The sequence below is a fragment of the Butyrivibrio sp. NC2007 genome, from assembly GCF_000421405.1.
In the GTDB taxonomy this organism is placed as follows: Bacteria; Bacillota; Clostridia; order Lachnospirales; family Lachnospiraceae; genus Butyrivibrio.
In genome coordinates this window covers 63,429-77,396 of record NZ_ATWY01000005.1, presented here as the reverse complement: position 1 = coordinate 77,396, position 13,968 = coordinate 63,429, and the positions used below count along the sequence as shown (strand labels likewise).

Annotated in this window: 12 protein-coding genes; 4 read left to right on the top strand and 8 right to left on the bottom strand. The window is 44.8% G+C overall.

Features of this window, described 5'->3' with window-relative positions:
- Nucleotides 1–169: 169 nt before the first annotated feature.
- The 4 genes from murC (at nt 170) to G632_RS0105475 (ending at nt 5,569) form a co-directional block, all read left to right on the top strand.
- On the top strand, nt 170–1,564 hold the full coding sequence (gene murC / locus G632_RS0105490) for a UDP-N-acetylmuramate--L-alanine ligase (protein ID WP_022768023.1): 1,395 nt from the start codon (nt 170–172) through the stop codon (nt 1,562–1,564).
- Between the two features lie 292 nt (nt 1,565–1,856).
- Nucleotides 1,857–2,945 carry a DnaD domain protein gene (locus tag G632_RS0105485; protein ID WP_022768022.1) on the top strand — a complete coding sequence of 363 codons (1,089 nt, stop codon included), beginning with the start codon at nt 1,857–1,859 and terminating at the stop codon, nt 2,943–2,945.
- Nucleotides 2,946–3,371: 426 nt separating this feature from the next.
- On the top strand, nt 3,372–4,355 hold the full coding sequence (locus G632_RS0105480) for an ATP-binding protein (protein ID WP_022768021.1): 984 nt from the start codon (nt 3,372–3,374) through the stop codon (nt 4,353–4,355).
- Nucleotides 4,355–5,569 (top strand): ribose-phosphate pyrophosphokinase, encoded by a 1,215-nt coding sequence (locus G632_RS0105475; RefSeq protein WP_022768020.1) that lies wholly within the window; start codon nt 4,355–4,357, stop codon nt 5,567–5,569. Before G632_RS0105480 ends, G632_RS0105475 begins: the two co-directional genes overlap by 1 nt.
- A 25-nt stretch (nt 5,570–5,594) precedes the next feature.
- On the opposite strand, the gene G632_RS0105470 is transcribed toward G632_RS0105475, so the two are convergent.
- From G632_RS0105470 to G632_RS0105435, 8 genes are all read right to left on the bottom strand, one after another.
- Nucleotides 5,595–6,248: an HAD family hydrolase gene (locus tag G632_RS0105470; protein ID WP_022768019.1), complete on the bottom strand. Its 654-nt coding sequence runs from the start codon at nt 6,246–6,248 to the stop codon at nt 5,595–5,597.
- Nucleotides 6,249–6,251: 3 nt separating this feature from the next.
- Nucleotides 6,252–6,881, bottom strand: coding sequence for a lactate utilization protein (locus G632_RS0105465; RefSeq protein ID WP_022768018.1), 630 nt, complete (start codon nt 6,879–6,881; stop codon nt 6,252–6,254).
- 23 nt (nt 6,882–6,904) lie between these two features.
- A complete protein-coding gene (locus G632_RS0105460) occupies nt 6,905–7,396 on the bottom strand; it encodes a hypothetical protein (RefSeq protein ID WP_022768017.1) in 492 nt (163 codons plus the stop codon).
- Nucleotides 7,397–7,532: 136 nt separating this feature from the next.
- Nucleotides 7,533–9,188, bottom strand: a complete 1,656-nt coding sequence (locus G632_RS18915; RefSeq protein WP_022768016.1) for a S1C family serine protease — start codon at nt 9,186–9,188, stop codon at nt 7,533–7,535.
- 82 nt (nt 9,189–9,270) lie between these two features.
- Nucleotides 9,271–9,540, bottom strand: coding sequence for a hypothetical protein (locus G632_RS0105450; RefSeq protein ID WP_022768015.1), 270 nt, complete (start codon nt 9,538–9,540; stop codon nt 9,271–9,273).
- 87 nt (nt 9,541–9,627) lie between these two features.
- The gene (gene galE / locus G632_RS0105445) at nt 9,628–10,644 is read right to left on the bottom strand and encodes a UDP-glucose 4-epimerase GalE (RefSeq protein WP_022768014.1); all 1,017 of its coding nucleotides are present in this window, start codon (nt 10,642–10,644) and stop codon (nt 9,628–9,630) included.
- Between the two features lie 121 nt (nt 10,645–10,765).
- Nucleotides 10,766–11,995, bottom strand: a complete 1,230-nt coding sequence (locus G632_RS0105440; RefSeq protein ID WP_022768013.1) for a UTP--glucose-1-phosphate uridylyltransferase — start codon at nt 11,993–11,995, stop codon at nt 10,766–10,768.
- 226 nt (nt 11,996–12,221) lie between these two features.
- Nucleotides 12,222–13,916 carry a GH25 family lysozyme gene (locus G632_RS0105435; protein WP_022768012.1) on the bottom strand — a complete coding sequence of 565 codons (1,695 nt, stop codon included), beginning with the start codon at nt 13,914–13,916 and terminating at the stop codon, nt 12,222–12,224.
- Nucleotides 13,917–13,968: the final 52 nt, after the last annotated feature.

Here is a 13,968-nt window from a genome sequence, read left to right as displayed (position 1 = left end):
CCTTTTTTTCTATATTTTAGTATAGCACAAGAATGCCGTAAAAAAACACGAAAAAGTCTAAATATGATATATAATTAACGTAAACGTTTTCGAATTTTCTGATTTTTGACTTTGCATGAATAAGTGCTAGAATAAAGTAGTTTCTTATTTAATAAAGAAGAGGAAAACTATGTATAAAATTGATTTCAAAAATCCTGAACATATCTATTTTATCGGTATCGGCGGAATCTCAATGAGCGGTCTTGCACAGATCCTTGTGGAGGAAGGCTTTAAGATTTCAGGTTCCGATATGAAAGAGTCCGCTATGACAAGAGCTCTTGAGGACAAGGGTATCCGAATCTTCTACGGACAAAAGGCCGAGAACATCACATCTCTCGGAACCATAAACGCCGTTGTTTACACAGCAGCTGTTCGTCCCGACAACCCGGAATTCGTAGCTGCCAAGAACGCCGGCATTCCAATGCTTACAAGAGCCGAGCTCCTTGGACAGATCATGAAAGAGTATGATCTTCCCGTGGCTGTATCAGGAACTCATGGTAAGACCACAACAACTTCAATGCTTTCAAAGATCCTTTTGGAAGCAGAGACAGATCCCACCCTCTCAATCGGCGGAATCTTCAGTGACATAGGCGGAAACATCCGCGTTGGTAAGTCCGAGTACTTCGTAACCGAAGCCTGCGAATACACCAACAGCTTCCTTAGCTTCTTCCCCAAGATCAGCATCATTTCAAACATCGACGCCGATCATCTGGATTTCTTTAAAGACCTTGATGACATCAGACACTCTTTCAGAAAGTTTGCCGAGCTCCTTCCAGAGGACGGAACTCTTGTTATCAACGGCGAGATCGACAACGTTGAAGAGATCACAGGCGGCCTTAAATGCGACATCATAACTTACGGCTCAACCGATACCTATGACTACTACCCGACAGATATTACCTATGACGATCACGGTAATCCATCCTTCACAGCTCATCTTCCGGGAGGAAAAGAGCTTGCGATCTCCCTTTCTGTTCCGGGAATCCACAACGTTTACAACGCACTTTCAGCAATCGCTGTTGCAAACATTCTAAATATAGAAGAAAGCAAAATTGTGTCTGCGCTGGATGCATTTCACGGAACCGGCAGACGATTTGAATACAAGGGTGAGATCGGCGGAGTTACCATAATCGATGACTACGCTCACCATCCGACAGAGATCCGTGCCACATTAACTGCTGCACAGAATTACCCTCACAGCAAGATCTGGTGCGTATTCCAGCCACATACCTACACCAGGACCAAGGCACTTATGAACGAATTTGCCGAGGCACTTTCACTGGCAGATCATGTCATCCTTGCCGACATTTATGCAGCAAGAGAAAAAGACAACCTTGGAATAAGCTCACGTACTCTGAGGGATAAGATTGTTGAACTCGGCCACGAATGCAATTATTTCCCTACCACGGAAAACTTTAATGAGATTGAAAAATTTCTTTTGCAAAATTGCACTAAGGGAGATTTGTTGATAACCATGGGAGCGGGAGATGTTGTAAAAATCGGCGATGAGCTCCTTGGAAGGTAAAACTTATCCACATTTCCACCCGAAAATATATTTTATGTAAACTTAATTCGGTGGATAAAGGTCTGGTCTAGAAACCCTATGCCAGACCTTTTTTAATTAGATTTGTAATAAATAATCCACGTTATCCACATTGTCCACAAAACTTCTTCAAATTAGAAACCCTTGATGTTTACTGGATTTCTTCGTCACTTTTTCCATATCATTTTAAAAATCCCCATGCTATAATCTGAATTGTTCCGAAGAACCAAACAATTCTTTTTCGGATATTTTATGAAGTAGGTGATGAAAGTTTATGATGGGGCGTGTGACGATCAGTTCTAATTGTGGGGAGGATTCTACTTATGTTTCCAACATCTTTATTGACGAATATATGCAGGACGCAAACGATGCGCAGATTAAGATCTACCTCTTTTTACTGCGTATGATGAGTGCGAATTTACCTACCAGTGTTGAGGCTCTGGCAGATAAATTCAACCATACGGAATCGGATGTGATCCGTGCACTTAAATATTGGGAGAAAAAGGGACTTATCAGTCTCGAATATGACGGCTCCCAGAACCTTACCGGAATTCATATGGAAGATATCGTAGCTCAGCAGCACAGACGCTACGGCAGAAGAAGGGGCGACAGCGTCCAGAATCAGGCAGCAGCACAGGTTGTAGCACCTGCTGTTCCTGCTCCGGCACCGGCTAAGACCGCTAAGGCAGCTACTACAGATGTATCCAATCTTCTGTTCATTGCAGAGCAGTATTTCGGAAGGACACTTACAAGCACTGAGATGCAGACCATCTGCTACATTCACGATGATCTGGCTTTCTCAGACGACCTTTTGGACTATCTGATGCAGTATTGCGTCGATAATCATAAGAAAGATTTCAGGTACATGGAGAAGGTGGCCATTAACTGGAATCAGCAGGGCATCAAAACGCCAAAACAGGCCCGCGCGGAAATCTTTAAACATGATAGCGACTTCATCGCTATCATGAAGGCACTCGGTATGGAAAACTCACCTACTGAGAAGGAGACAAACTTCATTCTCAAGTGGCGTGGGGAGTTGGGATTTTCGATGGATATTATCCTGGAAGCCTGCGACCGCACTGTTATGGCGACACAAAAAGGACGTCTTAAATATTGCGACGCCATTTTACGCAGCTGGCACGAGAAAAAGGTTAAAACAAGGGAGGATATTGCCAAGCTTGATGCCAACTTTACCGCAGATCTCGCCAAGAAGAGATCTAAGGCTTCCATATCATCCATCGATACCAAACTTCGTCTAAGCGAATCATCTATTCGTTCAGGCGTATCCCAGAATCGCTTTAATCAGTTTCAGCAAAACACTTATGATTTTGCCGAGCTCGAGAAAAAGCTTCTGGACAACTAAAGCTCCGACAGATTGGGGAATCAGGTCGGACGACGGTTCATAAGCTCGGCCCTGTACCTTGGCCCGGCGGTGGCACTTAGCCTTCCCTGGAGCACGTACAGGGCCATACTTATGTGTAGTGTAAGGGCTGAAGAATTTACGGTATTGGAAGAATACGGCTGGGATAGTTATATATATCCCCTTTTCTCGGCAAACCGGGCGACTCCGATGAGCCCAGGGCATCAATATCTGCGTGCATGGGCACTTGATATTGATTGGTCTCATCTACGTGGTTTGAAATCGAAAAGGGGATATATATAACTACCCCATCCTTACACATCGAATATATGTAAATATGATTCAGACATACATCATATTTGAGTGTGGTTCGAATAAAGGTAGGATGTGGTTAATAGATTTCAGATACATATTATGAGGAGTTAGTGTATGGCGTTAACTAATGCGCAGTATGATGCGATAATGCATGAGTATGAGGAGAGAAGGTATCTTCATAGACAGGAGCAGGAGGAAAGGCTTCAGAGTGTTTATGAGGCTGTTCCCGGGTATAAGGAGCTGGATGATGAGACGGCTACTGCTTCTGCGGATTTTGGCAGAAGAATGCTTTCTGGAGAGAAGCTTGATAGAAGCGATCTCAGAAGACAGCTTGATGAGATAGCAAGACAAAAGCAGCTTCTGCTCAGAGAGGCTGGTTACTCTCCTGATTTCCTGGATATGGGTTATACATGCCCTGACTGTAAGGACACAGGATATGTAGGCAATGAGAAGTGCCATTGCTTCAAGCAGAAGATCATTGATACTCTCTATGATAAATCCAACCTGAGAATGCTGGTAAAGAAGGCGAATTTCAGGAATATGAAGGATTCTTATTATCAGGGAGAGGATCTGGTTAAATTTCTGGGGGCAAAAAAAACTGCTGAAGAATTTGTGAATAATTTTGGCACCGACTACCAAAATTTATTTATTTATGGTACAGTTGGTACGGGTAAAAGCTTCTTGTCCATTTGTGTGGCAGACGAAGTACTGAAAAAAGGCTATTCTGTAATATACTTCAGTTCAATCGGACTGTTTGAGATGATCGCAGAAAATACTTTTGATTACAAGGCCAAGGATGAACTCAGAGCCCTTTATGATGATATCTATAACTGCGAACTACTGGTTATAGACGATCTTGGTTCCGAGAGGATTACTAACCTGGTTACTTCAGAGCTCTTTGCACTTTTGAACGAGAGGGATAATCGCAAAAAATCAACTATAATTACATCTAATTTATCGCTAGAGGGATTACAACAAGCCTATCAGGATCGAATTTTTTCGAGGGTCACAAGCAATTTCAAATTGCTTAAATTATCAGGTCCTGACATTCGAAACCAAAAGAAGATTGCCCAAAAAGAAAGCGAGGATTTTCACTAATGCCAAGAAAAGAGGAGAAGCGTAATCTGGAGACCATTCCTGTAGGTTCCCTTGGAATGATACCCCTAAAAGGTACAAGGCCACTTGCAGAGAAGGTTGATTACTATCTCGTTAAGTGGAGAGCAGAAAGAGAGAATGAGCACAAAGGCAGCCTGGCATTTACCGGCTATGAGCGTCCTTCCTACATTCTTGAAGCTGAGATTCCCAGATTTGGAACCGGTGAGGCTAAGGGTGTTATCAAGACATCCGTACGTGGAGATGACCTGTATCTCCTGGTAGATGTATGTAACTATAACGAAACATACAAGTTATTCGGACAGGAAAATCACATGTCCCCTGATGATCACTATCAGGATCTTAAGAGAATCATTGCTGCCGTAGGTGGTAAGGCAAGAAGAATTACAGTTATCATGCCTTTCCTTTACGAGTCAAGACAGCACAAGAGAAGTTCCAGAGAGTCACTTGACTGTGCTATCGCACTTCAGGAACTTGTAAACATGGGTGTTGATAACATTATCACCTTTGATGCACATGATGCCAGTGTTCAGAATGCTATTCCTTTAAATGGTTTTGAAACTGTAAGAACAACATATCAGTTCATCAAGGCTCTGCTCAGAAGCGAGTGGGATCTCAAGATTGACTCCGAACACATGATGGTAATAAGCCCGGATGAAGGTGGTATGAGTCGTGCAATTTATCTTGCCAGCGTCCTCGGTCTTGATGTTGGTATGTTCTATAAAAGACGTGACTACACTCAGGTTGTTGACGGAAGAAACCCTATCGTTTCTCACGAATTCCTGGGTACCAGCGTAGAAGGTAAGTCAGTTATCATCGTTGATGACATGATCTCCTCCGGCGAGAGCATGCTGGATGTAGCAAGAGCCCTCAAGGACAGAAAGGCTTCAAGAATCTATGCATTCTCAACCTTCGGTCTGTTCACCTCAGGTCTTGATGCATTTGACAAGGCTCACGAGGAAGGCCTTATCGACAAGGTATTTACAACAAACCTCATCTATCAGTCACCTGAGCTTCTTTCAAGAGACTGGTATGTAAGCTGTGATATGAGTAAGTACATTGCATACCTCATTGATACACTTAACCATGACGCTTCAATCAGCGATCTTCTTAATCCTGTTGAGCGTATCAACAACATCATTGAGAGATATAACAGCGGAGAATTAGTCGCTTCCATGAAAGCTGAAAAAGCTCAATAATAAAGTCAAAAGAAAAGCCTGATCGTCAGATCAGGCTTTTTATATCCAGTAATTTATCAACTTTTCTATAGAGCTTTTTGGAAAGCTCCTCATCGGGCTGGGTTAGGTCCGGAACCATTATGACCTTACACCCTGCCAGGTATGCGCTGGTAACACCGTTTGGAGAATCCTCCACTGCGAAGGTTTCAGACGGGTCAAGCGAAAGCTCCTTGCAGGCATATGCGTATATATCAGGTGCCGGTTTACCAAGCTTAACCATGTTGGAGCAGATGATCTTATCAAAGTAATCAAACAGATCTATCTTCTTTAGGTATCTCTCTGCCCTCGGATATTCATTGGCAGTTACAAGAGCTGTCAGGACTCCATGTTCCCGAAGCCAGGTCAGTATCTCTTTTGCCCCGGGCTTAAGTGGGATTCCGCCTTCCCTGATCATCTCTTCCACGATCCCTTTTCTGTATTCCCTAACCATCTGATAGTCGAAGTCCTCACCGAACCACTGCTTGAATCTCTCAGGAGCAAAGGGCCTTCCCAGGGAGCGAAGCTCAAGTGGCATCCAGTCCTCCGTCTTGTAGCCAAAGTGCGCAAGAGCCTTTGGCCAGGCTATCTGATAGTATTTCTCTGTATCGGTAAGTGTTCCGTCCAGGTCAAAAAGAACGGCTTTTACAGTCTCTTTTCCCATGACTTAGAATCCTACATTCTCTCCTACTAAGATTACCTGAATCCTTCCCTCGTGCTTGGAGAAACGAGTGATAAGGAACTGGCAGCAGATGGTATCCGGAGACTTGCAGTCCATGCATGCGCCGGTCTTGGCACACGGAGTAGAAAGGCCAAAGCGCTGAGCATTTACAGGCGCTGCCACATTTCTTGCTCTCTTCATGGCACTGTCGAGATCAGGGCAGATCTTGTTCATGCTGATTATGAAAAGAACGTGCTTCGGGCCCTGAGCGATCGCTGAAACTCTGTTTGCGTTACCATCGATGTTGACAAGGATTCCGTCGTCAGTCATGGCATTGGCGCTGGAGATAAAGAAGTCGGCGTCATAGGTATCAAGCATAGCCTGTCTCTTATCTTCCATTGCATCTCTGTCAATAAATCTGTAATCTCCTGCCTTAAGAGCATCAACCAGTCCGATCTCATGGGCACTCATTGCACCGCCCATTCCAACGCTGCACCCTTCCGGAATAAGTTCAAGTGCCTTCTGAAGCGCCTCTCCCTTGGTTGCTGCATAATATGCCTTCATATTCCTTGACTCAAGTCCCTTAATGACTTTCTGAGCAAAGAGTTCGTTTCTTTTCCTGATCATCTCGTGCATAAGAATTCCTCCGTCAGCTCTTTTTACTTAGAGCCATACTCGCCTTCAACACCATACTTCTTCATCAGCCTCTTGATAAAGAACGGCTGTAAAAAGAACACCAGAATATATCCGACAACAAATGTTATTGCCAGAGAATGAAAAAACATAGGGCCAAACTCAAGACCGGCCATTCCGTTACTCTGCTTCATAGCTACGCTGTAAGCAAGTGTTACCATAAGGAAGGTGATTATCGGAGTGTAGATCAGGTTTGAAACAAGGCTCTCAACAAGTCTTGCCTTCATGGTTCCGCGAATTAAGTTAAAGCTCTTGGAAACATCGCCGGCAACTTTTCCTACCGGGATCACAAAACCGATGATAAGGCTTATGATAAGGCTCACCACAAAACTCATTATCCAACCCGGAACGGTAAAATGTCCTGAGGTTGCTGTTCCTACAATTGACAGGAAAAAGCTCATGGTAAATCCCATCAAAAGACTCATATCCCTGTAGATCTTTTTAATCTTATCTCGCATTGATCGTGCTCCTTAAACAGTATTTTTAATGGTTCACTTAAGAGAATTCTACCACGTAACCGTACATACTAACAACAAAAATCCGCAGACAATAAGCTTTGTCTGCGGATTTGATAAGACATATTTTTTTTATTTATCAGCCACCGTTACTGTTGCTGCCGCCCTGGCCGTTCTGACCGTTCTTGCCACCAGGTATTGCAGGCTGCTGGAATGTTCCGTCGTACTGATCAGAGGTCTCTCCATCTTCACCGGCATTTGAATCCTGTCCGCCGTGAGCTGAAGCTGCGTGTCCGAGAGTTACGTCGTACTGCTCTTCCACATACTCTGCACCGTTCTGTCTCATTACCTTGATGGTTACTGTAGTACCTGCAGCATAGAACTGAAGTCTTGTCTGAAGGTCATCCATTGATGTGATCTCTTCACCGTCAAACTCAGTAATAACATCACCCTTCTCAATTCCTGCCGCCTCAGCACCGCCGTTTCTTGAAACCTCAGCTACATATACGCCGCGAGGGATTCCGTAAGCTGCCTCAACTTCTGCTGTAACACTGACACCTGAGATACCGATGTATCCTCTGTCCTCATCAGAAACCTTAATCTTGGTCTCTTCGTTCATGAGCTTATCAATGATGGGCTGTGCATCTGAAATAGGAATAGCATATCCCATGTCATCTACGTACTGTCCGCCAAGCTTGTTGGAGTTGATACCGATAACTTCGCCCTTAAGGTTGATAAGTGCTCCGCCTGAGTTACCGGGGTTGATGGCTGCATCTGTCTGGATGAATGTTCCTGTAACGCCCTCTTCAACCTCGATCTCACGATTAACCGCTGAGATTACACCTGTTGTAACTGACTGACCATAGCCAAGTGCATTACCGATTGCAATTGCCGGCTCGCCGAGCTTAAGTGAATTGCTGTCACCAAGAGTTGCAATCTTGATAGCATCTTTTGTCTCTGAGCTGATATCTTCAAGCATTACTGCGATAACCGCGAGGTCTTTATCTGAATCGGTTCCTTTTACAACTGCCTCTACTGTGGCATCATCCGCAAAGATTACTTCCAGGCTGTCAGCACCTTCGATAACGTGGTAGTTGGTTGCGATAAGGAGCTCTGTGTCATTCTCTCCAACAATGAATCCGCTGCCTGATGCTGTTGCTTCTTCTGTCTGAACGTATCCGAAGTAGCTTGCTGATGCAGTGTAGTTGTTGTGGATCATAACCATTGCAGGCATTACTTCTTCTACTACTGCTGTTACATCTGTTACAACACCAAGTGATGTCTCGGAAACGGTTGTTGTTGAAATTGAGTTGTCAGAATCAGATGCTGCTGAAGTCTTATCTGTTTCAGTCTCTTCCTTCTGAGCCTCTGCAACCTCCTCTTTAACTTCCTCTTCAGTATTCTCTACCAAAGCCTCTTTTCCCGGAACCGGTAGTCCAAATCTGTCTGCTACCTGTGTGTAAGCAAAGCCCACACCACCGACTATAAGAGCAAGTATGCAAACTGCTGCGATAACCTTAGCCGCTGTATGTTTCTTCTTGCCGCCGTTTGCAGGTGGTGTTACAGGGGGCTGGGTGTTTGCATTGTACTGGTAAGTACCGTAGGTTGGGTGTCCGTTCTGATTGTAGTTGTAGCTACTCTGTCCATAAGAATAATTGCTGCTGTAACCATTGTTGTAGCCGTTATTGTAATTGCTGTATGGACCATTGTTTGTTGTTTGGGATGTATTAGCATTCCACTGACCGTAGCTTGTAGAGCCAGTGGACTGTTGACCATTCTTGTCATCTTCGTACATATTGGTGAACCTTCCTTTCTTTTGATGGCTTTAGTATAGATTCAATCTGTGACAAAAATGTGTTTTATTTCTTATATAAAAATTAATAATCTTCTTCCAAAATTTGAATTTCCATATAGTCAAAAGAGACTTCTTCAATGAAAGAATCCGCAGTAAATCTGCATTTGTCGTGGATCTGGAAGTCCTTGATGGTGTTATCAAGCCATATAGGTTTGGAGAGATCCATTTCATAACATGCCTTCTCCAAAGAGTTCATTACCTTATGAGTTCTTGTGTCAACCGTGTCGTCACATATTGTTGTATCTCTCAGAAGATGGTTGTCTTTAAAAAGCTTTACCCAAAGTCTAAACATAAATTACTCCCACAATGTCTTTTTTCTTACATTATAAAAGCCGGCAGTCATTTTGACTACCGGCTCCTTAATTGCGATAAGTACTTATCAGTCTTCGTATCCGTTTGGATTCTGGCTCTGCCATCTCCAGGAATCAGCACACATCTCTTTGATTCCGTTCTCTGCCTTCCAGCCGAGCTCCTTTTCAGCCTTTTCAGCCTTAGCATAACAGGTTGCGATATCGCCGGGACGTCTGTCCTTGATCTCATAAGGGATCTTAACTCCTGTTGCCTCTTCGAAGTTCTTGACGATGTCTAAAACGCTGTAACCAACGCCTGTTCCGAGGTTGTAGATATTAAGTCCGCTTCCGGGTGCAAGCTTTGCAAGTGCCTTAACATGGCCCTTTGCAAGGTCAACTACGTGGATGTAGTCACGCACGCCTGTGCCGTCGGGAGTGTCATAGTCATTACCGAAAATCCCAAGCTTAGGAAGCTTACCAACTGCAACCTGTGTGATATATGGCATGAGGTTGTTAGGAATTCCGTTGGGGTTCTCACCGATGGTTCCGCTCTTGTGAGCTCCGATAGGATTGAAGTATCTAAGAAGAACTACGTTCCACTCGTTATCAGCCTTCTGGATATCGGAAAGGATCTGCTCGAGCATTGACTTGGTCCATCCGTAAGGATTGGTGCACTGTCCCTTAGGGCAGTCCTCTGTGATGGGCACGAATGCCGGATTTCCATATACTGTAGCAGATGATGAGAAGATGATGTTCTTGCAGTTATGCTTTCTCATTACATCTACAAGTGTAAGTGTTCCTGTAATATTGTTATCGTAGTATTCCCATGGTTTCTGGACAGACTCTCCAACCGCCTTAAGTCCTGCGAAGTGGATCACACTGTCAATCTTTTCTGCGGAAAAGATCTTTTCCAGAGCCTGTCTGTCTCTGATATCAGCTTCATAAAACGGAACCTTCTTGCCGGTGAGAGCTTCTACTCTCTCAAGACTCTTTCTGCTTGCATTGGCAAGGTTGTCCATTACAACAACGTCTTCTCCTGCGTTCTGAAGTTCAACTACTGTGTGTGAACCGATATAGCCTGCGCCACCTGTTACAAGAATTGCCATACGTTACCTCTTTTCTAAGATGCTTATTTGTTTACTATGGTTGAATTGTAAGGCTCTGAGCCTTTTAAATCAATAAACTTATGTTGGGACAATCAGTCGAAATGTTAACTGGTCGAAACTATCAAAGCTCGATTCCGTTTAACTTGCAAAGCTCTCTTGCTGATTCAACTGAATCTACTCCCTCTTTGTTCTTGATAGGAGCAAACTCTTTTTCCCTTACAACCTCATATGGAAGGCAGGTAGGAAGCTCGTGGATCATATCAAGAACCAGCTGCTCGAACTTGCATCCGTTTGGAGATTCAGGCTTAACAAGGTTTGCGTTCTCATCGATGTATGGAATCTTCTTCTCAACTACATGGAGAGGAAGTGTCTTTTTAGCAATCTCATAAAGGTCATTCTCATTGAAGAGGTAGTTGAGGATAACGCCGTAGTTGTAAGCAGGATCGCCGTTCTCGTCCTTGGCATCCATCATCTCCTGAGAGAGCTCATAGTACTCAACGATAGAAGGCTTGCCATCCTCAAGGCACATAACTCCAACCTTCTCATCGGGAGCGTTCTTGCGAACAACCTTAGCGCCACAGCTTACACCTGCTGTAAGTGTTGCTCCTACAAAGCAAGGATCTGCGATTCTCTGAAGTACGTTATCAACTGCGAAGATGTCAATCCACTCGATGCCCTCTTTCTGAATGAGGTCACGAAGTCCGGCCTTAAGCATTGATGCATACCATCCGGCGTTTCCGTTAGGTGATGTAGAGATTCTGCCCTTGCCCTCCATGTAAACCTTGCCGTTGTAATCGGATGCCGGAGCCATATCCTGCTTGAAGAATGTGATCTTCTCCTCAGGGTATCCAAAGAAGTTGTGCTCCTTAAGGAAGTTTATTGTAGCATCGTTATTCTTCTCACTTGTCATGATGAAGAGTCTGATGTATGCGCCATCAGCCTGCTTAACTGTATCAAGAAGGTTCTCGATAATTCTCTGGAAGATGAATACAGGCTTTGTAAGTCCGATGTCATACATTCCCTTAGGGTTGTCGCTGCCAAGTCTTGTTCCCATTCCACCTGCAAGGAGGCAAGCAGCAACCTTTCCTTCCTTGAGTGCCTTGATTCCTGCTGCAGCAAACTCATCTTTTCTTCTCTCTATCTCTGAAACCTGCATAGCTGCCAGAGGGCTGAACTGTCCTCTTCCCTCGCTCTTACCGAGGTTCTTGCAGTTCTCAAGGACAGCAAAATCTGTCTCATCGATCTGTGTGAGAAGATCCTTCTTCTCTGTATCTGAAATTTCATCATAATATTTAAGGACATGTTCCTGTCCAAAGGTTTCCAGTTTCTTCTTAGCTTCTTCTAAATTCATATCTCACTCCTAATTCCTTTTCACTTAAGTTTCCATAAAATTGCGTTTTTGACCTCATATATAATACTACAAAACCGTTTTTCCTAAAAGCCATATTTCGCACAAAAAAGAGGGCTGTTTTCCCAGCCCTCTCATGCTTTTGCCTAATTATTTACATTCGATGAGTCAAATTGAAACGTCCCCGGTGTCTCAAAATGAGTCAATCTGAAACGTCCCCGGTGTCTCATCAGCCGCCCTGAGCGGGAGCTGCAGGATCTGCTGCCGGGTCTGCAGGAGCAGGAAGCGGAGTTCCGGGTGTCCAGCCGGCGGGATCTACAAGGAGACCGTTCTTGTCGAAGGTGCAGTTCACACCGTCGAGAGGTACTGTAACCTTAACCAGCATTCTTCCGTTGTTGCCGTCAAAGAATCTCCATCCGTCAGGCTGCTGTACCCAGCCTACAACCTGATGTCCGTCTGCAGGATCAAGGTAGTAAACGCCGTCCTTAAGAGAAGCCATTCCAACTACCATCTTGCCGTCAGCACCGAAGTAATAACTTGCACCGTCAATGGCATTCCAGCCTGTAACCATCTTACCGTCAGGTCCGAAGTAATATCTGTTTGCCACATCGCCTGACCAGCCAACAAACATAACGCCGTCAGCGCCAAACATGTAGTTGGCCTTATCAATTGTCTGAAGTCCGACTACTGCTGCATTTCCGGGTCCGAAGTAATATCTCTGGCCCTGCTCATTAGCCCACCAGCCGCTGAGTGCAATACCGTCAGCACCAAACATGTAAAGGCCGGTCTCAAGTGCATGCATACCTGTGAGCATAAGTCCGTTGGCATCGAAGAGATAAAGCTTGTCACCGATCTGTGTAAGACCTGTGCGCATCACATACTGCTCATCGAAGTAGCGAATGCCGTCCTCGAGCTGTAAGAAGCCTCTCTGGCAAACGCCGTCAGCATTGGCATAATATACTGTTCCACCCAGGTTCAAAAGACCTGTGCATCTCTGGCCGTTCTCGTTGAAGTAGAAACGTGCTCCGTCTATATCGGCAAAGCCTGTAAGTGCAAGGCCGCCCTGATTTGGATCGAGGTAGTAGATTCCGCTCTCATCCTGGAACCATCCGGTCTGGATAAATCCGTTGGGATCCGCGTGATATCTCTGGCCGCTTAAGTTGATCCAGCCATACTGTTTGCGGTAGTTGTGGTAGTAGTAAACGTGTCCGCCCCAGCTGTTGAAGCCCTCAGGAATTATCCTTGAGAAGTAGTCAACATAGAGGTGGTTAACATCTACTCTTGTAGGGATTCCGGCATATGTAGCGTGGGAGCTTGACTGCCACATTGCATAGTCACCGGGATAATCGCAGAATGAATTGTACTGTGCAACCCATCTTGCTGATGACACTGCAGGCATTCTTCCCATGAACCAGTTTCTGCTTGCATATACCATTGGCTCATAGCCGGCTGCATTTATGATTCCGCAGAAAGTATCAGCAATAGCCTGAAGCTGTGCTGCATTAAGACCCTTCTGGCAGGAGTCTTCAATATCAATTGCGATGGGGAATGTTACTGTATAAGGTGCGATCCATGCCAAAACCTGATTGGCCTCAGCTGCTGCAGCTTCCGGTGTTGTAGCATAGGAATAAATGTAGATACCTGTGCGTACGCCGGCTGCATTTGCACCGTTGATGTTGTTGATGAACTGCTCATCAAGGCCCTTCTTGGTTGTGCCGACTCTTATCATGGCAAACCTTACGCCCTGAGAAGCTACCTGGCCCCAGTTGATTCCGCCCTGATACTTGGAGACGTCGATTCCGACTGCCACCTCAGGACCTACAGCCTTGGTCTTAATGGCTGTTCCGGGACAAACAAGTAAAAGTGCCAGCATGCCCACGAGCATTCCGGCAGAAACGATGATTCTCTTCAAACTTTTTTTCATACCTCTACCCCGTTTTTTACAGATTTCTTAACATTTATTATAAGTGAAAAAT